This is a genomic window from Endozoicomonas ascidiicola, assembly GCF_001646945.1.
Lineage (GTDB): Bacteria > Pseudomonadota > Gammaproteobacteria > Pseudomonadales > Endozoicomonadaceae > Endozoicomonas > Endozoicomonas ascidiicola.
This window is the reverse complement of record NZ_LUTV01000012.1, coordinates 11,851-33,583: the sequence shown is the minus strand read 5'-3', so window position 1 is coordinate 33,583 and position 21,733 is coordinate 11,851. Positions and strand designations below refer to the sequence as shown.

Genomic DNA, 21,733 nt, shown 5'->3' with positions numbered 1-21,733 from the left:
TAAAGGGCCATAAAGCGTTCGCGCGTCCTATGGTGAGGTTCTGATAATCCAGATTGATAGAGGCATTCTGGGGATTGATTCCATTTATCGTGTAGGACTTTAAGCATGAATCGAATAGTTATGGCAAAAAATGATCTGTAATTATACGTCTTGAATCGTTTTTCGTTTCATGCTTTGGATCAATTTATCTGCTCATTTAGAACCGTATGTTTCAAATGAGTTTTGGTTTAGCAGTATAACCAAACAGTCAACAGCTGTTATGGATATAGGCTAAATAAGCAAAAAAAATCAGTTAATGCTTGAATCTTTTTAATATCGAAATAACAGCGATATTAAAACGACGCAGGGTTCTATTTGCGTCCAGTTCCGATGAGAGTTGACGTTCTTTTCCTGTATCAGAATGTTTCATTCTCTTCCCTGACCGAAACTGATAGGTCGCCGTTTATGTCCGTCGAGACGATAAAGGTGATTGGCTTGCAGCAGACCTGACAGTCTTCGATATACTCTTGCCCTACATCTTCTTCATTGATGAGTACGGAAATGGGTTCTCCGCAATATGGGCAATAAATAGCTGTTTCTTCTAACGTTCCCATACAGTGCATGCCTATAGTGCTATTTGTATATGTAACGACAGTTTCTGGGTGCTCATACTTACTCAGCCTTATCATCAGCATATTAAAATGAATACGCTGGTAACACTACACCAAACAGAGAAAGCTTAATGAGAATCTACACAACTCTCAATCATATTGTTGTGATCGATTTTCATACCTGAAGGCTCTATGTCAGTATTGTTAATAATCAGAGGTAGAAATAATTGTAACACCTGAATTCGTATCATAAATGCATAACCTCTGTAACCACAGGGTTGCTACAGAGCCACCTTTGAATTCAATCAGAACTCAGGTGTACTCTGTAAARCTACTAAACACTACAGAGGATGCCACGGATGGCCTTTAAGCACCTGAGCTCTGAAGAGAGACATTATATCGAAATTGAACTGAAAAATGGGACTTCTCAAAACAAAATTGCACAAAAACTTGGGCGCGATCAGAGTTCCCTGTCACGGGAATTAGGGCGCAACAAGGGGTTACGCGGTTACAGACACCAGCAGGCCCACCGTATGGCTCAACAGCGTCATCAGGAAAAAACCAAGGCTGTTAAGCTAACGGATGATATTAAACGACGCATAGCTAATGATATCCGTGCAGACTTGAGTCCAGAGCAAGTGGCTGGAAGACTTAAAAAAGAAGGGGGAATTGAGCTACACCACGAAACGATTTATCAGTATATAGCGGATGATAAACGTAAAGGAGGCACCCTCTATAAGCACTTACGACACCAGAAAAAGACCTACAGGAAAAGGTATGGTTCAGCCCATAACCGAACCGGTATACCCAATCGGGTTGGAATTGAGGAACGTCCGGCAGTGGTCAACAACAGAGAGCGTGTTGGCGACTGGGAGGCTGACACCATAATTGGCAAAAACCATAAAGGGGCAATCGCTACATTGGATGAGCGAAAGACCAAGCTTCGTCTTGCTGTTCCCTTGCCTGGAAAGAAAGCAAAAGCGGTTAAACAGGCGATGATCGGTGTGCTTAAGCCTTTGAAAAAGTTTGTAAAAACCATAACGTACGACAATGGAAAAGAATTTGTTCAGCATGAAGAGGTTGCCAAAGCGTTGAAGTGTGACAGTTACTTTGCTGCTCCGTATCACTCTTGGGAAAGAGGTCAGAATGAGAATGCTAATGGGCTACTCAGGCAGTATTTCCCCAAGTCGATGGAGCTTAATAACGTTACAGAAAAAGAAGTCATCATAGCGGTTGATAAGCTGAATAATAGACCTAGAAAATGCCTTGACTACAAAACACCTTATGAGGCTTTCAAAGAGTTAACTGGGATTGATGTAAGAAAAGTTATGGGTTATGTATTTATTACTTGAATTCAAGTATTTCTAATGTTTCCATTGCTGACTCCCAAATACGAAAGTCGGCATGAGGGTTATGGATTTTACCAGTTTCATTCACTGTAGCGTATAACATGTGAACATGAAGGTGATCGGTGTCACCATGCACAGTAAAAAGAGCGGGTCGGTTTCCTGATGCAACCATCCTTAATGCTTGTCTGGCAATAGTGAAAGCGGCCTGTGCATTAAGCTTTTGTTTGTCATCAGGGTGAAACGATATCACTCGATGCTCCCAGTGAGATTTTGGTTTTGGGCGCCCAGGACGATGATTGTTATTCCAGTTAACCACAGTGTTCATGAATTTTTTTGCGGCAATTTCGGGTGGTGTGTTCATTAATATAGCCGGGCTTGCTTCCGTTTGAATCAATAATATTCGCTCAGTTCCGGAGCCTTTTAGTTTGTTCGTTTGTTCATTAGTTTGTTTCGCATTTGGGTCAATCATATACCTTGCTACAGCAATGCCGGTAGAAATGCTTCCGTTTAATTTTGCGTCGGCGATCATTTTTGTTTCTCCTGAAATTCAATAAATGTTTGCAGTCCTTGCAAGAATAGCTTGAGATCTTTTGATTCTGGTAGAGTGTCAGATCGTGCTAAAACAATAAATTCATTTAATACGTTAGTGAATTTTGATAGGTAATAAATGCGTTGCCGTTCAAACTCTGAAGGAGTCTCAATGATTCTTTTCTTGTTTATGAGAGATCTAATGTAATCAGACATTGAAAGATTAGAGTTGTCAGCTATTGTTTTTAATTTTGACTTTTCATAAGTGGTTATTCGGATTTGGAGCTGTGTTTGTTTTATTTCTTTCATGGTTCGTTCTCTGAATGTTGTATCCATCATATCATTTAAATTAATGGGAAAACGAAAGTATTTATTTTTTTTTGCGCTGGAGTGAAACGACAGCGCAACCACACAGCTGAATAGCTGTGTCCATTGCAAAGTAATGACATGACACATGTCATTACTTTGCCCTTGCTTGCATCTCAAGGTTTTTGATTTCTGATGATCTGATATTTTTTTAATTTAATATGTATCATGATTGAACATGATTTTTTAATATTAAGTTGTTGTTCATGAGTATTGATGAAGGAAGGGGTGTTTTTTGATTTTTGAGATTCTATTATTGCGGTCAGTTAGGGGAATGCTGAACTGTATTCTTAGGCTAATAATGATGTATTCTAGGAACGGTTTTTTAGCAGTAATCGATCAATAATCTTATTGGATTTTGAGTACGAAATAATTATTTGGCAGGAGCAGTGTTGAGACACTGAACTGTTCAGTAGGGCTTCTGATAATCTTAATAATTGTAATCCGTTGCTTGATTTGAGTGATATTTTGGTTGAATTCGTTTGAATCTCCCACTACATCAGATAAGCCTGAATCTTGCATGTATGTTATACCTTTCATTTTTTCAGTAGACTCCTCGTATAGACCTGATGCTCTCAACAGAGAACTATCAGGATGTTCACGATCAGAAACTCCAACCGCTTTCTTTCAAATGGAGGGTTGCGGCTAAGTTACCGTTAATGGTTGGAAGCACCAATGTTCAGCAATTTTGCTAACCAATCGGCCAGCAGTTAACTTATTTGCCGCTGTAAGTTCCCGTCTCCAGGCCAGATAATGGGGTAGGTAACGAGTAGCAACCCCTTGGAATATGCCGCCAATCCAGCGTTTTAGATGTCTGTGATAAGAGTTTACAGTCTGGATGTGATAGATACCTTCAACAACATGTTGACCTGCAGATGTCACCAGCTCCTTAAAGTCAAATCCAAGCTTGTCTGCAAGTTTTTCATGTGCAAGGTGGGCATCCGCACAAACCGTGGCCTGTATCGATATACGGCCATTTAAATGCCTGCATAATTCATTAGCACTTTCGTTTTCCAGAACACCGTCGACAGTATTTCGATTGCGGTCCCGAGCCACCATCACCGGTACTTTTCGGGCTTTGTGGGGATCATTACCACGCTTTCTAGCTGGTCTTGGTAGGCCTTCTCTCTGCCCTTTGAAGGATTCACGGAAGAATGTTTCATCGAGCTCCGTAATGCCACAAAGCTCTTCTGCCTGGTCATTATTGATCACCTCAAGAAAGCGATGACGCCAGCGGAACGCGGTCTTCAAGTCAATGCCATTCTCAGCAGCAGCGGGTCGCAAGACCATAGAGTAAGTCATGCCTGTAAGGTACTTGCTCCATTTTTCAGGGTGCCTGAGCCTTGCCAAAGGTGTTCCGCTAAAAGCATTAAATGTGGAGTCACAAGTCTTGCAGTGGTAGCGCTGTCGGCCATTCCGTATACCCCAGCGACCAACGCTATGGCTTTTGCATCTGGGACATTTGGGGTTTTCTGCAAACTTGGACAGTATGCTTTTTTCTACGTCAGGTGTTGTATTATTGTTGGATAAAGATTTACTGCAAAGTGTTTCTGAATCAGTGGTTTCTACTGCCTCAGTAATTTCTATTTGGGCACTAATGAGCGAGGTGTTAAGAATGTCTCGCTGCTCACTGTTTAATGATGAAATGGAATCAATAAAATTCTGGAAGAGTTCAGATTGCATATCACTCCCCTACCACGTTGATTTTATAGGAGTTTAGCTGATTCAACCATTAACGGTAACTTAGCCGAGGGTTGCTCTTATAAAGGTTGAGTTCAGTTAGAATAGCTGAAATTGTAAATACTCAGTATCTGAGTGTTAGGTGGAAACAGTCCGCAGGTAGCAGGGGATAATAATAGTTATGTTGCTAATTCAATAACCGGGATAATGCAACTTGATAGACTTCATTTCTATTTCGCTTACCGATAGCAATAACGGAAATAGTGATGGTCTTGTCTGAAACAGAATATACAAGTCTATATCCGAGCTGCCTTAATTTTATTTTATAGAGGTTTGGAGCACCAGAAACTTTTGCAGTAGGAACATGAGGGTTGGATAGTCTACGTTCAAGAGCTTTTTTAAACTGCTCTTTCACTGCTGGGTTGAGTTTTTTCCATTCTTTCAAGGCTGACTTTTTGAACTCAAGCTCATAAATCATCAAGTGAAACCTTTACTGATTCTTCGTCAGCTCTTTCTTTGACGAGATCTAAAAGTTCCATATCTTCAATCAGTTCCATCATTGCTTCATAAGCTCTAGCGGGAACGCAATAAAATGCAGGCTCATTCCTGTTCAGCACAGCGATCGGTAAGCCTTCGCCGCTAGCTACAACTTTCATAGGATTGGCTTTAAGTTCAGAGATGCTTGCAGCAATATCTGTCAAAATGTTAGAAGCCATAGGTCTTCTCCTTTTCTATATGACCATATAATAGGCCTATTAAAAGGTCTCGTAAAGTGAAAGATTTCCACATTAATGTGAGACCGTATATAATTTCAAGCCCGATTGAAATTTAACATTAAAATCAACATGTTAGATGAATCGGCGATGTAAGTCTCAACAACACAACATAACGAATAAGGATAGATTGCACCGAGCCGCAATCTTATCCGGTTGTTGCACAAGCCCGGTTTGATTTAACAATAAATTCAAGATCGTTCCGGGCTTCGTCCTCCATCGGACGCCGCTTGCGGCGGCACCGCTTAATTTGGCGGTAGAACATATCATTTTAGGATTGAAAAAACTCTGATGCTGCATCAAAGGTGAAGCTGTGGCTGATGCACTATACCTCATATCGGATGCAGCGTACCTTGTTATGCATCGTGAATGGTATAACCCCAGGTTACTTCGGTGTCAGAACGAATCATCATGATGGATACTGAACAATGTTTTCAAAAGTTAGCTGCAGAGCGCGTTCCACTATTTTTACGGATAGGTCTTCTCCGTAGAGGTTAAGGTGCATATGTACTTTCGTGAAAACTGTTGGTGGTGTCTCAGCACGTTTGGTGGTCAGTTTAATTTTATTCCTGCCATGTTATTTCTGATGTCTCTTCGTTTTGATTTGAATATTATCCGCAAGCTGGGTGCGCGATTAATCCTTCTTATGCTCGACTCAACTTTCACCATGATGATTGGCTTTGTGGTGACTTATCTGTTGATGAACTCTTTTCTGGGCAGTGAAACGCCTCTGACATTTGGCGTTATGTCTGCTGGCTGGACCGGTGGTACGCAGAATTTTGTTGCGGTGAAGCAGGCTCTTGATATCGCAGATTCTGCTATGGCGTATACCTTGCTGATGGGAGCACTGTGTTATTCGTTCTGGTTAATTATTATTATTGCACTGAAACCCTTTAAAGCGAAGCTTCATGGTTTTCTCCGAGCAGAAGACAGCGGTATTGATGAGGTGATGGAAAAGGTGTCCGGGCTTGGGCAAACTGGAAAAACCGATATGCAGTCTCTGATGTTAATGTTAGGAACATCATTGTTGCCCTGATTGGTGCTGAAGTGAATCTGAGCGCTATTAACAAAGCTCAGATGTATCTGCTATCAGGCATTATTATCCTGACTACTCACGGTACCCTTTTATTGTTACTTGCTCGTATGTTACTCATGAATTTGCACCTTTGTGGGATCGCTTCCATCGCCAATATTGGTAGTGCACCATCTGCAGCAGTTGTTGCTGCAGCTTATGATAAGAACCTGATGCCCAATGAGGTAATTATAGCGTTGATTGGTTCTATGCTTGGTTCATTTGTTGGGTTAACAGTGAGTGAAATTTTACAGATATTTACTTGAGGTTATTACAGAGGGAGGGGCTTTTGATATGTAATATTACAATTCTCAATAGCAAGCCTGACGTTGATGATAATTTGATAGCGTGCATTCATATCTTCTGAAATGTTTAACCGGGGATATCTCCCCGGTTGCATTTTTTATGGAGACACCCTTGGCCCTTTCAAGGTGCTCTCAGCCTCTGCATTAGTGGTGAATAGCGGTTGGGATTGATTCCATTTATCCAGTTCGGTTATAGGGTAAAGCACGGCACTTCCTACTCGTATAAAGCGGGGAGGGACTAGACCGCGGAGGCTGCCACTGCAACGTGCAGCCGCCAGTTCGCTTTTTGCAATGCGCAAATAATGCGAGGCTTCGGTTGTGCTGAGGTTTATTTGGCTTGTTTTACTCTCTTCCTTCATTGGTTCCACCTTCATCCCTTTTGGTGATTGATGGTAGTAAATATGCAAGATTCCTTTTCTGCTTTGTGGAATTTTTCCATTTTTTTTGAATTCCATTTATTTCGGGGGATGGATGCAAAAAAAACTTGAATTTTTTGTATGTGTGATGTAGGTCTCGAAGAGTATCGAGATTCTGTTTAAATTTTGATCTACTTAAGATTTAGTTATTACATACTAGCTTTCAGGTACGCCTTTGATACTAGTGAAGCAGTTTTTCTATATCTTCAACCAACTCAGCTCGAGGTAGGTAAATACTGTTTTCAGATACCCACAAGGTTCCAGACCACAGGCTTTTACTGTGTCTACAAGGCTGTAAGTATTGGTGCTTTAGTTCTCTGAATAGACTTTGTTGCTGAACAACCACGTCTTCCGGACGACAATGAATGGGCGGATGGAATTCTCGGCCAGGTTGTTATCCATTCGCAGGCCGCAATCACAAACGAGCTTCTGCCAATGGGTGTGCAAGTAATTCAGTGCCTTGCCCAACAGGTTTTCTGGTGGTGCCCATGGTAAATATTTATCTAGCCATTGTCGTGGTTGTTGGAGGACGAGCAGGCGCTTTTCCAGAAGGTGGTTTTATTTTCCAATGATGAATTCTCATTGATCATGCTTTGCATGAGTACCTTCAAGCTTACCGGGTCAGCGGTTCATGTAAGGCTTCCATGCCGATTCAAGGTGGATGCTCAGACCAGTATTGCCAGTGCATCAGTTTAACGCCGTGTATTTCAGGGACGTATCCACCATCAGCGCTTTACCAATTCCTGTGACAGCCATTGGTAATCGATCTCCAACCCGCGAGCGCATTTCAATGGAGCGCTGCCCAGGAATCTTATCCAGGTAAAAAACGTGGTCTTCATCCTGTATGCCCAGGTGAACTGTATCCTGAGTCTCTATTGCCAGCTCCTGTAAAACAGGTCTGGCAATTTCTTTCAGAGGCATTTCTTGGTGTGCTCGGCTCCCCGGCTGGATTAACTTCGTACCGAGCACTAGTGCAAGGAAGCGTTAATACCCATACCGTTCGCACTGAGCGGAGTCGAAGTGTGGTGCTTTGATCCTTCGACTCCGCTCAGGATGAACGGGGATGTATGTCTTACAACACTTGGCTGCACTAGACCTATACCTTTCACTTCACGCAGGTAACGTGCATCCAATAAACCTTGAACGATTCTGTGTACCGTTGATTTCGGCATCTGTAATTAATCATTAGGTAAACCCCCGGCTATGCCGGGGAGACTCACATAGGTTTTACCGAGGCTTCGGTAACTAATCTCGAAGGTTCCACCAAGAACCAAGAGGTTAAACCTATGCCAGACTATAAGAGTCTGAGTCATACTCGCTGGGATTGTAAATATCATATTGTTTTTATTCCGAAGAAGCGGCAGAAAGTGATCTATGGAAGCTTGAGAARATTTCTTGGATCAATCTTCCACGATCTTGCGAAGCGMAAAGGCTGTGAAATTGTTGAAGGTCATCTGATGCGAGATCATGTGCATATCTGCATCAGTATTCCACCGAAATACTCCGTATCGAACGTTGTGGGTTATTTGAAAGGAAAATGTGCAATATCGATAGCTCGGCACTTTAAAGGGAGGCAGAGAAACTTTAACGGTGAGCACTTCTGGGCAAGAGGGTATTTTGTGAGCACAGTAGGCCTTGATGAAGAAATGGTCAAAGCTTACATCCGAGATCAAGAGAAAAATGATGAGTCACATGACCAGTTGAAGCTGGGTTGGGACTCGCGCCCATGGGCGCAATAAAAGCCCTTTGAGGGCGTCATCAAATAAGCCTCCGGCTCTGCCGGAGGTCAGTTAACTGATCACAGATATCTTTCAGGTGGCGACATCCATGATCAACAGCATCGATAACATCCAGTGCCTTTTGGAGTGACTGGTTACCTTTCATGGTTTTCGCAATGCTCCTCAAAATATGAGGCGACTATATCCTGTGCTAATGTGATAAAAATTGATTACGATCAATGTTTCACATCGCGGAATGATCATCCCATAATGTGGGATTTTTTAGATGCAACTTATTAGTAATATTACGTAGAAAAGCATCGACAATATTGTTAGCTAGCGTACAACTCGGCCTTTAACATGTATTTATCGAACACTGAAAATCAGTGGTTCTGAACTCCATTTAATAATGTCGAAACTAAGCTTTATCATTTTCACAAGAACAACCATGAGAAATTCTGTCAACATTTGAAAAAATATGCGATCAACAACTCTTGATTAAAATCAAAGAAAAAAAACCTTTCTGACACTATAAACCAGCTTCCAGCAAGCTTCTTTTTTTGAGGGCTTTTTCCATAAAGCCCTTTTTTTGTCGTCATTTTTGAGTTCTTCTTATGACACTGAGTAACTCGGAGAAAATCTCTGGGCTTCATCGCCGTGATTTTCTCAAAGCGTCTGTCGCTGTGGGCAGCGCTGCTGCAGTGAGCAGTATGTCCATTCCTCTGGTGCAAGCCTCTCAATCAGATCAAAGTCAAAGTAAGGAGTCCATCCATTACTCTGCCTGTCTGGTTAACTGCGGTAGCCGCTGTCCGCTGAAAGTGCATGTGACGGATGGTGTGATCACCAAAATTTCCACCGAAGATGGCATTGATGACAAGGTGTTTGGCAAGCACAAAATCAAGCCCTGTCTGCGTGGGCGCTCGGTCCGGTGGAGAACTTATAACCCTGATCGAATCAAATATCCGATGAAGCGGGTTGGCAAGCGGGGTGAAGGCAAGTTCGAAAGGATTTCCTGGGATGAAGCCACCACTATTATTGCCAAAGAGCTACGCCGGGTTATTGATACCTACGGTAATGAAGCGATTTATTACCAATATGGCTCAGGCTCGACGGGCGCAAACTTTCAAGGTCGGAATGCCTGTAAACGCTTGTTGAACACCTGTGGTGGATTCCTCGAACAGCATAACTCGTATTCAACTGCGCAAATTGGGCGTGTAGAGCCTTTTGTTTATGGCAGTGGTCAGGGGACTTTAATCAGCAGTATCAAAGATTCAGACCTTGTGGTGATGTTTGGTCAGAATCTGGCTGAAACACGGATGTCCGGTGGTGGCCAGATTGCAGAAATCTATGAAGCTCTGTCCTTGAGTCAGGCAAAAGTCATCATCATTGACCCAAGGAAAACCGATAGCACCATTGGTTTCAATGCCGAATGGTTGCCCATCAGACCCGGCACGGACAGCGCACTGGTTGCTGCGATTGCTAATACCCTCGTCAAAGAATCTCTGGCTGACGACGCATTTATTAACCAATATGCCGTGGGTTGGGATGAGAGCACACTGCCTGCTTCTGCGCCTGAAAACAGTTCGTACAAGCAGTACGTTTTGGGTAAAGGGCCTGACGGTATTGAGAAAACTCCGGAGTGGGCCAGTAAGATTACCAATATTCCTGCCAGTCGAATCCGCCAGTTGGCTCGTGAGCTGATCACTGCCAAAGCAGCTTGGATTGCTCAGGGTTGGGGGCTTCAGCGAACCTCCCATGGAGAACAAGCAGCCCAATCAATCATGCTACTCCCAGTGTTAACCGGTCAGTTTGGTAAGCCGGGTACCAATACCGGTAACTGGGGTAAAAATATAGCGTATCCTGTGCCGGGATTTGCCATTCCCAACCCGGTGAAAACATCGATTCCTTGCTTCCTGTGGACGGACGCCATTACCCGTGGCACAGAGATGACAGCAACGAATGCTTATGTAAAAGGGAAAGAACGACTAGAAACGAATGTTAAGTTTCTGTGGCACTACGCAAGTAACGTCACGATGAATCAGCATTCTGACCTGAACAAGACGGCGGAAATCTTAAAGGATGAATCGCTGTGTGAATTCATTATGGTGTGGGATAACCAGATGACCGCATCAGCCCGTTATGCGGATATTGTGCTGCCGGATGTCACGCAGGTTGAAACCCGGGATCTGGTCAATAACTCCTATGCATCCGGTGCTTATCACTATTGCCTCCACCTGGACAATGCCATTAAACCGTTATGGGATAACCGCCCAACCTACGAGGTATTGACAGACATTGCTGAGAAAATGGGGGTTAAGGAAGCCTTTACCGAAGGTCGTACCTATGAGCAGTGGATTGCTCATGGCTATCAACAAATGCGGGCGAAAAATCCATCACTACCATCTTACGAAGAGCTTAATGGAATTGGCGTTGTGGATCGCAAGCTGGCCGATCCAGATCAGCATATTGCACTGAAAGATTTCAGACACGACCCTGAAGCCTACCCGTTAAAAACCCCTTCGGGGAAAATTGAAATCTACTCCGAGCAGCTAGCCAAGCTGGGGGCTGAGTGGGAGCTTAATGAAGGCGATAAAATCACTGCGATTCCTGAGTATCATGAAGCGTTTGAAAGCATTGGGGATAAGGAGCGCTTGCAAGACTACCCGCTGCAAATGACCGGATTCCATACCAAAGGCAGAACGCACTCGACCTACCATTCCATAGCGCAGCTCCGGGAAATTGTACCGGATGAAGTGTGGATTAACCCCGTTGATGCAGATGCCAGAAATCTGAAACAAGGTGATAAGGCGGAAATTTTTAACGATCGTGGTCGTCTGCATATGCGAGTGAAAATAACGTCGCGAATCATGCCGGGGGTTATCGCAGTACCACAAGGTGCCTGGCATCAAACTAATCGCCAGGGGATTGATGTCGGGGGTTGCATCAATACGTTGACGACTATGCGCCCATCGCCATTGGCAAAGGGTAATCCACAACATACCAACTTGGTTGATATCAAGCGCGCATAGGGAATTGACTGAACATGAAACAGTACGGATTTTACGTTGACTCCTCGAAGTGCACTGGCTGCAAAACCTGCATGATCAGCTGCAAGGATGAGAAAGACCTTGGACTTGGACCAAAACTTCGCCGTGTTTATGAGTACGGTGGTGGCTCTTGGGTAAATAACAACGGTCAATGGGTTCACAATACCTTTGACTACTATCTCTCCATTGCCTGTAACCATTGTGATCAGCCCACCTGTGTCAGTGGCTGCCCAACGGGCGCGATGCACAAGCGTGAACAGGATGGCCTGGTGGTGGTTGATCAGGATAAGTGTGTGGGCTGTCGTTATTGTGAGATGCGCTGCCCTTATGGTGCGCCACAGTATGATGCAACCAAAAAAGTGATGGCTAAGTGTGATGGCTGTTACGAACGGGTCGGTCAAGGACTTGAGCCTGCGTGCGTAGAGTCTTGCCCGCAGCGAGCATTGCAGTTCGGAGACATTAACGAACTTCGTCGCTTGTATGGTGATACCAATGAAATTGCGCCATTGCCATCATCGGACCTTACTCACCCTAACCTGATTATTAAAGCGCACCCAGATGGTCGTCCAAGCGGCGACCGTGAAGGGGCTATTCAGAATGATGCTGAGGTGTGACCATGCACGAATTACCGTTAGTTTTCTTTACCGTGTTCGGTCAAACGGCCGCTGGCGCTCTGATCCTGCTGATGATCAGTAAGCAGCTTAAGCACATTAATGAGGTGCAGTTTAGAAATGGTTTGTGCGTCTCAATGGCGCTTATGTGTATTGGTTTGCTGGCTGGTGCTACTCACGTGGGTAATCCGTTCAGAATGATTAATATGCTTGCCGGTGTTGGTCAGTCACCAATGAGCAATGAAATTGTTGCTGCAGGTCTGTTTACCGGGCTCGGCGTGCTCACCGCAGCGGGACTTACCTTCAGAAAACTCAGTGAAAAGCAGTCTGTTGTTTTGGGCTGGGCATCCGCTGTGGCAGGCTTGCTGTTCATTCTGTCAGTGCCGTTTGTTTATCAACTTGAAACAGTATCTACTTGGAATACGCAGCACAGTACCTGGCAAATGTTGTTGACGACACTCGTCGGCGGTGGTGCGCTGGCTTTAGTGTTTGGTGCAACAAGGCTAGGTGGGCTGACGGTTCTGCTGGGTGGAATGCTGACTCTGATTGCCAAGCCGGATTATCTGGCCTTTCTTGCTCAGACTGAGCCTACTCTATCTGCCGCACAAAGTGGTCTATGGGTATTTCAGTCGTTAATGCTGGTTGCCGGTTTTGCATTAAGTGCATTCATGATGAGAAAGCCAGTCAGCAACTTGGCGATGCCGATACTGTGTGCTGCCTTCCTGGTAACTGGTGAGCTGGCTGGAAGGATTGTTTTCTATAACCTTTGGACTATCACAATGTGATGTCTGTATGAGAAAAGCTGCCTCATTTAGAGGCAGCTTCAGTGTGGTTATTTGGTCAAACATTCTGATTGTCCAGTTAGAAAGGACTAGGGAAGCAGGTAGGCAATAATTTAACCGAACGGAAGTAATGCAAGGATTGGTATGTGCTTTTGCAAGTGAAGTCAAAATTCAGCCTGATCCCGAAGCTACCAGACTTCAGTTATGCAACAACACATAACCAGAGCAGAATCATTCGATAAAGAAGTTGTGTTTTTATATTAGTCGTCTTTGTTTGGTTCGATAGCAGGGATATTGAATTCTTTTAAACATTCTGAAATTTTTTTCCTGCAGGATGCTAAACCGAAAGAATCAATACCGAGTTTTTGGGCTTCATTTTTCAACATCTCTTCTATTTGGTTGGCGTTGATGCGATTGCCAATACGACATGAGTTGTCTTTTTGGGCGTAGCGGTATGCAAGGATGGCAACAATTTTCATCAAAGCAGTAGATGCGTACTCTTTAGTAGTAGCTTCTGAAGGTTTTTTCTCCTCAGTTACATCCTCGAGATTTGAGTCAATGTCAAAATCAAAAGATTCTATGATTTCATCCAAACTTATCTGCTGAGCATTTTTCAAGTCAATGTCGAGCACATCGCGGTCAGGATTTGCTAACATGAAAATGTCGTCAGCATCGAAGCGAATAGCGTGTCTGACGACAGGTAAAGGTTCTTCCAGTTCGCCATCAAGCGAATCGAGATGAATGGTATCTTTGTCATTCATCTCAGGACAAAAATTTGTGCCAAGGATGTAGAGATCAGGCCAGCTTAACTCGTAAAATTTGCTACAGAGGGATGCTCCTTTGTATCGGATGCCCATTTTTTGATGCACATAGAAGTAGGCGCGTATAGATCCATCTGTAACTCTCTTCCATAAAAAATCCTGGTCAAATCCATAAGCTTCCATGGCCTCATCAGCCCCTATAGCAAATGACCCAGTGGGCGTGTATTTAAAGTCTTCACTTGAGTGCTTATTTTTCATCGATCAAGCTCGCTACAGCATTTATTTTTAAGTTATTGCTAGTGTGTAAATATTTTGCAGTTATGTCCAGTGACTCGTGGCCCATCAACTCTTTGATAGTTACTAGGTCGACTCGGTTATGTACCAGCCGAGTTGCAAATGTATGTCGCAGGTTATACAAGATTATTTCAGGTAGTCCTGAGTGAGTACGTAAGCTATTCCATGCAGTACTAATATTATCTAAACGCCCTCCAGTTTTCGATGATGGGAATACGAGGCCGGTATGACCAGTTTCCTGTATCCAGGTTGTTAGTGTATTAAATACCAGATCGTTCAGAAATATCTGCCGGGTTTGTCCGGTTTTGCTGCCGTCACCAACGACGGTGAGTAGACGAGCTTCTTTATTGATAGCTGAGACCCTAAGATTGAATAGCTCGCCAGGCCTGAGGCCAGTGTTTAGCACGGTGATTACGATCGGTTTAAGGTAATCAGTAAATGTGCCATGAGGCTCTAGTACATCAAGATTTTTGCGTTGTTTGCAGTGCGTAATATAACGAAGTCTTTTAGCTCTATGTTCTTCCTGCCTGGAATCAACCGCTGCCAATAACAGGTGCTCTTCTTCTTTAGTTAAATATTTGATTTCTTGGCTTTTGTCTTCTTTGAGCTTTTTGACTTGCTTCACCGGGGACGCATCAAGCAACTGGAACAGTACAGCTTTCGTAAGGGCGCCCTGTAAATCGTTCAGGATTCTGTTGGCTCCAGATGCTTTGCCCGGATACTGATTCTGCCACTTTTTTATTTCTACAGGTAAAATCTTGTGCATAGGCTTATCTAGTAAATTCGCAAAATGAAGCTCTATGGTTTTGATTGCTTTATCAGCAGTTTTTTTGGGGGTAACTTCTCTATATCCTGTCTTAAGAAAGTTGCGAAGCGTCGACATTTCGTGTTTCTTAACCTTGTCCCTTTTCTCTCGCTTTTCTTGTTGCGGGTCCTCTCCTTTAGCTATTTTTCCAGTGGCAATGAGAGCGGACTCTCTTGCTATAGAAGCAGGAATTTCACCCCATTTACCGAGTGGATGTTTTTTATACTTGTCATCAACAGGTGATTGGTATTCCAAGTAAAAAAACTTACCGGTTTTGCGGGTAATTAGGACAAAGCCTCTTATCTCAGAATCTCTGATTTTATCATCTGTTGATTTTTTAATTGCGGAGTCTGTGATTTTTATCTTATTAATCATTTATGAAACCTATTATTGTTATAGTGTCGTTTTAATCTTCCGGTTCAGTTTCTGTTCATTTTTATTTTATGGTCTCACGTAATGGTATATATTGGCAAATATCGAAATGCCTTTTATAACCCTATGAATATAAAAGATAATTTTATGTTTTTCGTTTATTCTGATCTGTGCTGATATGTCGTAATATTGGAAAATTTCCCCTCCTAAGGGGAAGGTCGGAGGTTCGAATCCTCCTGGGAGCGCCAGTTAAACCGCTGCAATTCTCCTATTTAATCTGCTCAGAACTCTCTCAATCTGTTATTGATTCGAACTCGGTGCGGATTTCTTGGCAGCTGTCATTTCTTACGGTCATATGCGTGATTGGTTAAATCACTTCGTTGATGTTAATGATTTAATGTGCTCGATGTTACCTTTCGATGATAGATGCAGTTTTCCTGAACACGTACATTACAACAGCGGCATACACTATTCTCAGCAGCCATTGGTACTGTTCACGTGCCTCGAACTATCGAAGGCTTAGAGGTAAAGGTTGTCTATAAAGTTAAGGTTTCGGATTATTAGTCATATTATCCAATCATATATCTTGTTGTGCGAAATATATCATACTGTATATCTTTAACTTTCAGGGGTAAAAACCGGTTGAACATTTGTTATCCCACACAATGACAGCACGCATAGAAAGATAAGCAATAAAAGTCTTTCGTCGTATTAAATGCCAAATCGCAGATCCCCGAGAAAACTGACCATTAGAAAGATGATAAAGGCTATTGTGAGAGACACCACGGTATTACGTGTGCGTGATCTGCGAGGTTTTACTGCTACATCGGGTTTCATAGTACATCTTCATATTATTGTTGTTTTAGGATTGATCTGTAAAAAGGTTGTCTTTTGATTACAGGTCATTTTACTGCAATCACACATAGAATGTGTCGTTTATTATTCCGTTTTGGGTGTATCGTCATTGGTTTTTTTAGCAGGTGCTTACTATGGGGAATCATGTCTGTACACCTTTAGATTTATCTTCTCATAGGTTTGTAGATGGTGCTGAGACCGTAAGTTAACTGACCTCAGCCTGAAGAGAGGTCAGTTAACTTACGGTATCTACTTCTACGCCCTCGACTAAAGTGCAGTCAAGGCTGACTAATGTTAAAGACTGTGGTGCTCGTAAATTTTGCGCATTCTTTCTTCGGTTGCTATCAGGCGGTTGAGTAAGTTAGTTATGCCAAATATCACATTTTGGTCATTAGAGAATTTGGGGTTATCCATTATTTTTTTGAATACATCTTTAAGAGCATAAACACCTTCTTCTGAATACAAAGTAAACGCTGCATTATTCAATTGTATGTGTGTTTCAGGATCGTTATCACAAAAGCAGTTGAGAGAACCAGTGATACCATGAATGATGGCAGCACATTGGTTGATTGATTCCGTTACCTTTTGAGGTGAATCCGTTTGTATGCTTTCTATCTGAGTAATCAAATTTTCCACCTTAAGAGCAAGTTCGTTTGCAGATGTGATACCTCCATACAGAATGCCATCTGTAAAAGCTCTTTGTTGTGCGAGTATGCGCTCTTGACCCATGGCAGTTATTTGTTGCTGCAATGCTAAGATCTGCTGGTCTCTTGTTTTTAGTGTGTTTTCAAGCTTTTTTGATTCAGCGATTTGAATAGTCTCCCGTTTTTCAGAAAGGCTATCCCGACTGCTTTTTATTTCTGCAAGATCTTTTTTGTACTGGTCATTTTCTCTTTTCAGTTCGCTCACTGACTGCCTTAACTCAGCCTTATCAATGTTGAGACGTGCAATGTCATCTTTATAGCGTACGAAATCCTTTTGATATTGTTGTACAGTTTCAGCTTGCGCTACAAACAGGGCTTTTTTCAAGTGTTCCTTCCCTAGTTCTGCTTTTGTGCTGTGTAATTCTTTTTTTACTTCTTCATTTTGATCGGTAAGCTCTTGTAACTTTAACCCGATCTGTTTTTCATTGGCTAAAGTTCTGCTGTTTTTATTGATGAGATTTTTATTGCTTTCTGCTAAATGCTCCAGTTGGGTTGTCAGTTCAGTAACATTTTTCCTTAATCCTTCAACCATAGATCCATGTTGATTTTCGCTGTTTACTAGAGCTGAGTTTAGAGCTATGTTTGTCGATATAGCCTGTTTCAGTTTAGACTCTGTTTTTTGCGCATTAGTGCTAATGGCAAGCTTCTCATTTTGTAATTGTAAGTTTTTGGCAGAGATCTCTTCGCTATTATTTTTTTCAGCCGTCAGTGCTTCAGTATACTTCTGATTCCATGCAGCTAACTGCTCGGTGTTTTTCTGAGATTCTTGAAGTACATTTTTCTGAAACGCGAAACTTCCTTGTAACTGCTTGAGCTCTTGTTGTTGTGCTGCATCTTTTAAAACCAGTGGCTGTATTTGTTCTTTAAGAGCATTAATGCTTTTATTATCGTCCTGTGAATTGCTTCTTAGTAGCTCAATTTTTTTTGTCAGTGCAACATCATTATCTTGTCTGCTCTGCGGAGAGTGCTCTACTTTTAAAGGGGATTTTGGGGTGGCTTGTTCTTTGTTTTCAGCGACGTTGTTTTGATCTTGTCTGTCGACTCTTTCACTTTTTATGGGTTTTCCTTTGATGTCTGCTGATGATGGATGGTTCCCTGGTTCTGATCTGGAAGTCACAGATTTGGATATCATCGTTTTTGCAGGCAATATTGTGTTTTTTTCCACTTTATCAGAGAGGGGCGGCTTCACTGGTTCATTCTTGCTCGATGGAGTAGGAGGGTTATTTTCTTTCTGCCATAGTGTTTCACTATGGCTAACGGTTCTTTTAATGTCGTGTGCTGAAGCTGAAGGGTGTGTTTCCAGTGAAACAGTTTTGGGTGTGCGCTGAGGCATTCTTAAAGCATCCCGGTAACTAATTGCTGTCGCGTTAGTGGAAGAAGTACGGGATCTGTCAACTGTGGATGAATGAACGGTGTTCACTTTTGGCATCCTTGCGGGTGCTAATTGCAAGTTTGCACGTTGTTGCTGCCAGTTTGAAATAAGCTCTTCAGCAGCTCTCAATTTCTTAAGCTCTTTATGGGCGTCGGCAGGAATGCTCGGACTGAAAGTATCCAGCCACTCCTTTAATTCTATGAGTGACTGATCTGAAACATCAACGAATTTAGGTTTGTTTTTGCAGGCATAAAATAATTCGCGAAGAGCAACCAGTACGTTATGCCGTGTTTTACAGCATTCCATATCAGGGGCAATTCGTTTTAGCTGTAATAGTATTTGAATATCTTTTTCTTTATAAACTTCTTTCTTAGAAAATGCTAAGATGGCTTTACCAAAGGATTTTGATGCGCAAAGTTGCCAGTTGGAACGTGTTTTATGATCGATAAGAGCAAATGTCAGGTGTTGACGCTTTATGAAATGCGCCTGAAATTTTGCCATATCATTGATTTGTGCTTCGTAGTTTTTATTGCCGTGTTTATTTCGGCATTCAGACATGGCATTAAATACTTCTCTGAAATGATGCTCGTAAATAAAAATGCATGCGCTGGAAAAAATAGAATTAAAGCTTTTTGCTAAAGCGGAGTCTTGAAGCTTGTATTTGTTTTCATTCAGAGTGTTCGTTAATCTTATTAAATTTGTCATTTGACTATCGCTGATATTGTCTATCTCTCCAGATATTAGTTTTGCAATATCATTTAATATTTTTCTTAGATATTTAAGGCTTAAATTGTCTTGGTTTTCTTTGGTTGTGGGTCTATCCGTATTTTTCCATACATCTTCTGCTTCATGGTTTAAAAATTTGTTATTATTTAATGAACTTTTAATTAATTTGTAAGTGGTGTTATCGTTTGTGGGTTTGAAATTCTCATTAAGCATGATTCGAGAGGCAGCGCTGGAGATATATAATTTCAGACTGTTCTTCAGGAACGGTTGGTGTTCGGTGATGTTTGGGTACTTTTTAATGATTTCTAAAAGTTTGTTAAAAAACTCAATATCCTGTGATAACTTGGTAGCTCCTTCCAAAGGGTGTTGTGTTAGTAGTTTATCCAGCTTTTTATGAATAAGAAATCCGAGCATTCTACAGGCGTGGGTGTTAGCAGCTTTTGGGTTTATTTGCTGGTCAGCTTTTTCAAGGTCTCCCTTACTAATTAATTTTTCTAAAGTGCTGAGGGTTTTCGGTTGTTCTTTTTTTGCCCTGTTGTAGTTTTGCTGAATGTCTTTGGTTTCCTTAAGTGTTTTAATTCTGTCATTGTTAGGGATTAAAGAGAATCGAGCACAGGCAGATGAATTATCGATCAGATCAAGTAATTGCTTGCATATTATATCGATATCTCCATCTTTAGGAAACTGAACTCGAAACTTTAGGTAATCAACTTCTTCATTAACACACCTGTTAAAAATTTTTTTTAAATTGTGGTCCAGCTGCTCGGTGTATTCCGATTCTGGAATCAGATGGCATTGATTGAGTATTTTTATTAGGTTCTCGATATTGCTCCATAAGTTGATTTGACTGGATAATTTTTCTAATGCTTGTGAAAAGAGGGTGGTGAACTGGTGTGCTAATGTATCATTGAAATGTTCAAAGTTACCTTCCTGACCATCTTGGCAGATGTATTGGTCAAGTTTTGAAATGATCTCGCACATTTTTACACATCGTTTTACCGGACACGGTTCAAACGACTCGTAATGTTGAATGCGAGCCTTTGCGTCATCTATTTCTCTCTTGAACCAAAGGTCGGGTAATGCATCGCCAATATAGTGTCTTGTTGGAGCATCATCAGGCACTACACCTCGTATATGGCGAGTCTGATGCTGTTGAGGAAAATGTGAACGGCCGTCATGCCTAGGGGTATGTAAGCGACGTGGATTATGAGTTTCTACTTGCTGGTAATGTGAACTTCTGAACGGTCTATAAGGTTTTTGGCCGCCTCGGTTCTGATGCCGTAGTTCATTACTATCATTGGGTTTAAATGCGAGGGGCTGTGACGTGTTTACTTCCATTATTAAACGATTGGCCTTTACTTGTGGCATTACTGTTTGCATGAACTGTTGACCAATAGTTCAGAAAATGGTTCCTGAGTTTTCCCCTGTATTATTTTTGCTAGTGCTGATCTCTGATAATCATTGTCGTTTATATCTTTTCATACGTTCGATTTGAATGTTCGGAACTGCTCTCCCATATTGATGTCATAGTTCATATATAGATGAATGCTCGATTACAGGCACAGATTTATGATTGGAAGTTTTCACTCCCATAAGAACGAAAAAAAGTCTTACAATGGTGTTCAACAGTCGGGATATGAATATGACAGAGGTTCGATTAATCGGCGACTCCCTGGCGATACTAATGATCATGGAACTTACCGCGGAAATATTACTCACCCTGTAAGTGTGCCTAACTTAATGAGAGTTCAACGTCGCCACATTCCCCAGTCGTTTCATGCTAGGTCAGATTTCTCGTTTTTTTATCCTGCTTCAAGGCAAGTGCGCCCTCACACCCAACCCCCTCTGGTAAACCAGTGTTCTGAAATAGATCCTCGTCGGGCTATACAACAAAATTTGAAGCAAATACTAAATATAAGTGAACGTTCTCCCAGTTCATCTGGTGGTTTAAAGCGAGCGCCGGCGGTTAGCTATCTTAGCGGGATTGTGACCTATGGAGCGAGTCGGACAAATACCGCGAACCCTACCTATGTTACTGCTGCTGGAATGTTGTGTTCTGCCAAAACGTACTATACATCATCATGCCAAAACACGTCTTCTATACCACCGACTTCTCTAATGCGCAAATTATATGTGGGTGTATCGATGAGCAAGGAGGATAAGGTCATGTCGGCTTCTGATACTGCCGGCAGAAATGACGAGCACTTGGCGCGCAATAGTACGTCATGGATGGAGTTGAGTAATTTTCCAGTTTTAGAATCAGTCAACACAAAGCGTACTGATGCTTTGTCACAAGGTTGTACGCCCTCTAAGACCTATCCGAAGGGGATATTAAAGAAACACTCTAAGTATGAACCATCACCCATAAAGCGGCCTGAAGTGAAAACGATTCTCAAAAGAGACACGGTATGTTCTAAAAAATCGAACCATGAAATCCCCGATAGAAATAGATCAGTTGTAGAAAAGGGTGTGATAAACCAAAACTCACTTGAAACCATCGGTTTTATTTTGGTTTTGGCTTAACCGGTTTTCTGAGCACCTCTTCCTCCTCGTCAAGAGACGTCTTGGTATGGAGTCTGTCGGCTAACTCGACTGGTTTTTGGTTAA

Annotated in this window: 21 protein-coding genes and 1 tRNA gene; 9 read left to right on the top strand and 13 right to left on the bottom strand. The window is 42.3% G+C overall.

What is annotated here, in order from left to right:
* Window positions 1-395: 395 nt before the first annotated feature.
* Window positions 396-593, bottom strand: a complete 198-nt coding sequence (locus AKL11_RS23460) for a CPXCG motif-containing cysteine-rich protein (RefSeq protein ID WP_067522680.1) — start codon at window positions 591-593, stop codon at window positions 396-398.
* A 356-nt stretch (window positions 594-949) separates the two neighbouring features.
* Here AKL11_RS23460 and AKL11_RS23455 point away from each other — a divergent pair, with 356 nt between their 5' ends.
* Complete coding sequence (locus AKL11_RS23455; protein ID WP_067522631.1) at window positions 950-1,942, top strand: IS30 family transposase; 993 nt, start codon at window positions 950-952, stop codon at window positions 1,940-1,942.
* Here the strand turns inward: AKL11_RS23455 and AKL11_RS23450 are convergent.
* The 5 genes from AKL11_RS23450 to AKL11_RS23430 all read right to left on the bottom strand — a co-directional run bounded on the left by AKL11_RS23450 (window position 1,935) and on the right by AKL11_RS23430 (window position 5,229).
* Window positions 1,935-2,468 (bottom strand): relaxase/mobilization nuclease domain-containing protein, encoded by a 534-nt coding sequence (locus AKL11_RS23450; protein ID WP_067522628.1) that lies wholly within the window; start codon window positions 2,466-2,468, stop codon window positions 1,935-1,937. The genes AKL11_RS23455 and AKL11_RS23450 overlap by 8 nt on opposite strands.
* Window positions 2,465-2,776, bottom strand: a complete 312-nt coding sequence (locus AKL11_RS23445) for a plasmid mobilization protein (protein WP_157673739.1) — start codon at window positions 2,774-2,776, stop codon at window positions 2,465-2,467. The genes AKL11_RS23450 and AKL11_RS23445 overlap by 4 nt, the downstream gene beginning before the upstream one ends.
* Before the next feature lie 702 nt (window positions 2,777-3,478).
* Window positions 3,479-4,516, bottom strand: a complete 1,038-nt coding sequence (locus tag AKL11_RS23440; protein WP_067516729.1) for an IS1595 family transposase — start codon at window positions 4,514-4,516, stop codon at window positions 3,479-3,481.
* A 184-nt stretch (window positions 4,517-4,700) separates the two neighbouring features.
* Window positions 4,701-4,991 (bottom strand): type II toxin-antitoxin system RelE family toxin, encoded by a 291-nt coding sequence (locus tag AKL11_RS23435; protein WP_067522624.1) that lies wholly within the window; start codon window positions 4,989-4,991, stop codon window positions 4,701-4,703.
* Window positions 4,981-5,229: a type II toxin-antitoxin system Phd/YefM family antitoxin gene (locus AKL11_RS23430; RefSeq protein WP_067522621.1), complete on the bottom strand. Its 249-nt coding sequence runs from the start codon at window positions 5,227-5,229 to the stop codon at window positions 4,981-4,983. Before AKL11_RS23430 ends, AKL11_RS23435 begins: the two co-directional genes overlap by 11 nt.
* A 562-nt stretch (window positions 5,230-5,791) precedes the next feature.
* On the opposite strand from AKL11_RS23430, the gene AKL11_RS23425 reads away from it, so the two are divergent.
* Window positions 5,792-6,322 (top strand): DUF819 family protein, encoded by a 531-nt coding sequence (locus tag AKL11_RS23425; protein WP_067522619.1) that lies wholly within the window; start codon window positions 5,792-5,794, stop codon window positions 6,320-6,322.
* Window positions 6,323-6,333: 11 nt separating this feature from the next.
* Complete coding sequence (locus tag AKL11_RS23420; protein ID WP_067522617.1) at window positions 6,334-6,624, top strand: DUF819 family protein; 291 nt, start codon at window positions 6,334-6,336, stop codon at window positions 6,622-6,624.
* Window positions 6,625-6,761: 137 nt separating this feature from the next.
* On the opposite strand, the gene AKL11_RS23415 is transcribed toward AKL11_RS23420, so the two are convergent.
* From AKL11_RS23415 to AKL11_RS23410, 3 genes are all read right to left on the bottom strand, one after another.
* Window positions 6,762-7,118, bottom strand: a complete 357-nt coding sequence (locus tag AKL11_RS23415) for a DNA-binding protein (protein WP_067522616.1) — start codon at window positions 7,116-7,118, stop codon at window positions 6,762-6,764.
* A gap of 270 nt (window positions 7,119-7,388) precedes the next feature.
* Window positions 7,389-7,616 (bottom strand): IS66 family transposase, encoded by a 228-nt coding sequence (locus AKL11_RS26750; RefSeq protein WP_366556871.1) that lies wholly within the window; start codon window positions 7,614-7,616, stop codon window positions 7,389-7,391.
* 150 nt (window positions 7,617-7,766) lie between these two features.
* Complete coding sequence (locus AKL11_RS23410) at window positions 7,767-8,000, bottom strand: IclR family transcriptional regulator domain-containing protein (RefSeq protein ID WP_067522614.1); 234 nt, start codon at window positions 7,998-8,000, stop codon at window positions 7,767-7,769.
* A gap of 365 nt (window positions 8,001-8,365) precedes the next feature.
* Here AKL11_RS23410 and tnpA point away from each other — a divergent pair, with 365 nt between their 5' ends.
* Window positions 8,366-8,818, top strand: coding sequence for an IS200/IS605 family transposase (gene tnpA / locus AKL11_RS23405; RefSeq protein ID WP_067514982.1), 453 nt, complete (start codon window positions 8,366-8,368; stop codon window positions 8,816-8,818).
* A 19-nt stretch (window positions 8,819-8,837) separates the two neighbouring features.
* Here tnpA and AKL11_RS26540 read toward each other — a convergent pair whose 3' ends face one another.
* Window positions 8,838-8,963: a hypothetical protein gene (locus AKL11_RS26540; protein ID WP_301335676.1), complete on the bottom strand. Its 126-nt coding sequence runs from the start codon at window positions 8,961-8,963 to the stop codon at window positions 8,838-8,840.
* Window positions 8,964-9,411: 448 nt separating this feature from the next.
* Here AKL11_RS26540 and AKL11_RS23400 point away from each other — a divergent pair, with 448 nt between their 5' ends.
* Genes AKL11_RS23400 through AKL11_RS23390 form a run of 3 tightly spaced genes read left to right on the top strand, consistent with a single transcriptional unit; the run spans window position 9,412 to window position 13,240 of the window.
* Window positions 9,412-11,826 carry a DMSO/selenate family reductase complex A subunit gene (locus AKL11_RS23400; RefSeq protein WP_067522611.1) on the top strand — a complete coding sequence of 805 codons (2,415 nt, stop codon included), beginning with the start codon at window positions 9,412-9,414 and terminating at the stop codon, window positions 11,824-11,826.
* Between the two features lie 14 nt (window positions 11,827-11,840).
* Window positions 11,841-12,458, top strand: coding sequence for a DMSO/selenate family reductase complex B subunit (locus AKL11_RS23395; RefSeq protein WP_067522609.1), 618 nt, complete (start codon window positions 11,841-11,843; stop codon window positions 12,456-12,458).
* A 2-nt stretch (window positions 12,459-12,460) separates the two neighbouring features.
* Window positions 12,461-13,240 carry a dimethyl sulfoxide reductase anchor subunit family protein gene (locus tag AKL11_RS23390; protein ID WP_067522607.1) on the top strand — a complete coding sequence of 260 codons (780 nt, stop codon included), beginning with the start codon at window positions 12,461-12,463 and terminating at the stop codon, window positions 13,238-13,240.
* Window positions 13,241-13,497: 257 nt separating this feature from the next.
* On the opposite strand, the gene AKL11_RS23385 is transcribed toward AKL11_RS23390, so the two are convergent.
* Window positions 13,498-14,256 carry a hypothetical protein gene (locus tag AKL11_RS23385; protein WP_067522604.1) on the bottom strand — a complete coding sequence of 253 codons (759 nt, stop codon included), beginning with the start codon at window positions 14,254-14,256 and terminating at the stop codon, window positions 13,498-13,500.
* Window positions 14,246-15,472 carry a site-specific integrase gene (locus tag AKL11_RS23380; RefSeq protein ID WP_067522601.1) on the bottom strand — a complete coding sequence of 409 codons (1,227 nt, stop codon included), beginning with the start codon at window positions 15,470-15,472 and terminating at the stop codon, window positions 14,246-14,248. The genes AKL11_RS23385 and AKL11_RS23380 overlap by 11 nt, the downstream gene beginning before the upstream one ends.
* 180 nt (window positions 15,473-15,652) lie before the next feature.
* Between AKL11_RS23380 and AKL11_RS25420 the strand changes: the two genes are divergently transcribed.
* Window positions 15,653-15,717 (top strand) — tRNA-Arg (locus tag AKL11_RS25420).
* A gap of 901 nt (window positions 15,718-16,618) precedes the next feature.
* Here the strand turns inward: AKL11_RS25420 and AKL11_RS23375 are convergent.
* Window positions 16,619-20,506: a coiled-coil domain-containing protein gene (locus tag AKL11_RS23375; protein WP_157673738.1), complete on the bottom strand. Its 3,888-nt coding sequence runs from the start codon at window positions 20,504-20,506 to the stop codon at window positions 16,619-16,621.
* A gap of 765 nt (window positions 20,507-21,271) precedes the next feature.
* Between AKL11_RS23375 and AKL11_RS23370 the strand changes: the two genes are divergently transcribed.
* A complete protein-coding gene (locus AKL11_RS23370; protein WP_157673737.1) occupies window positions 21,272-21,649 on the top strand; it encodes a hypothetical protein in 378 nt (125 codons plus the stop codon).
* The last annotated feature ends 84 nt before the right edge of the window (window positions 21,650-21,733 follow it).

Bases quoted from the DNA above. Each gene is read 5' to 3' on its own strand.
- AKL11_RS23460 (WP_067522680.1), bottom strand. From the start codon at position 593: ATGGGAACGTTAGAAGAAACAGCTATTTATTGCCCATATTGCGGAGAA.
- AKL11_RS23455 (WP_067522631.1), top strand. From the start codon at position 950: ATGGCCTTTAAGCACCTGAGCTCTGAAGAGAGACATTATATCGAAATT.
- AKL11_RS23450 (WP_067522628.1), bottom strand. From the start codon at position 2,468: ATGATCGCCGACGCAAAATTAAACGGAAGCATTTCTACCGGCATTGCT.
- AKL11_RS23445 (WP_157673739.1), bottom strand. From the start codon at position 2,776: ATGAAAGAAATAAAACAAACACAGCTCCAAATCCGAATAACCACTTAT.
- AKL11_RS23440 (WP_067516729.1), bottom strand. From the start codon at position 4,516: ATGCAATCTGAACTCTTCCAGAATTTTATTGATTCCATTTCATCATTA.
- AKL11_RS23435 (WP_067522624.1), bottom strand. From the start codon at position 4,991: ATGATTTATGAGCTTGAGTTCAAAAAGTCAGCCTTGAAAGAATGGAAA.
- AKL11_RS23430 (WP_067522621.1), bottom strand. From the start codon at position 5,229: ATGGCTTCTAACATTTTGACAGATATTGCTGCAAGCATCTCTGAACTT.
- AKL11_RS23425 (WP_067522619.1), top strand. From the start codon at position 5,792: ATGTACTTTCGTGAAAACTGTTGGTGGTGTCTCAGCACGTTTGGTGGT.
- AKL11_RS23415 (WP_067522616.1), bottom strand. From the start codon at position 7,118: ATGGAATTCAAAAAAAATGGAAAAATTCCACAAAGCAGAAAAGGAATC.
- AKL11_RS23410 (WP_067522614.1), bottom strand. From the start codon at position 8,000: ATGCCTCTGAAAGAAATTGCCAGACCTGTTTTACAGGAGCTGGCAATA.
- AKL11_RS26540 (WP_301335676.1), bottom strand. From the start codon at position 8,963: ATGAAAGGTAACCAGTCACTCCAAAAGGCACTGGATGTTATCGATGCT.
- AKL11_RS23400 (WP_067522611.1), top strand. From the start codon at position 9,412: ATGACACTGAGTAACTCGGAGAAAATCTCTGGGCTTCATCGCCGTGAT.
- AKL11_RS23395 (WP_067522609.1), top strand. From the start codon at position 11,841: ATGAAACAGTACGGATTTTACGTTGACTCCTCGAAGTGCACTGGCTGC.
- AKL11_RS23390 (WP_067522607.1), top strand. From the start codon at position 12,461: ATGCACGAATTACCGTTAGTTTTCTTTACCGTGTTCGGTCAAACGGCC.
- AKL11_RS23385 (WP_067522604.1), bottom strand. From the start codon at position 14,256: ATGAAAAATAAGCACTCAAGTGAAGACTTTAAATACACGCCCACTGGG.
- AKL11_RS23380 (WP_067522601.1), bottom strand. From the start codon at position 15,472: ATGATTAATAAGATAAAAATCACAGACTCCGCAATTAAAAAATCAACA.
- AKL11_RS23375 (WP_157673738.1), bottom strand. From the start codon at position 20,506: ATGCAAACAGTAATGCCACAAGTAAAGGCCAATCGTTTAATAATGGAA.
- AKL11_RS23370 (WP_157673737.1), top strand. From the start codon at position 21,272: ATGAGCAAGGAGGATAAGGTCATGTCGGCTTCTGATACTGCCGGCAGA.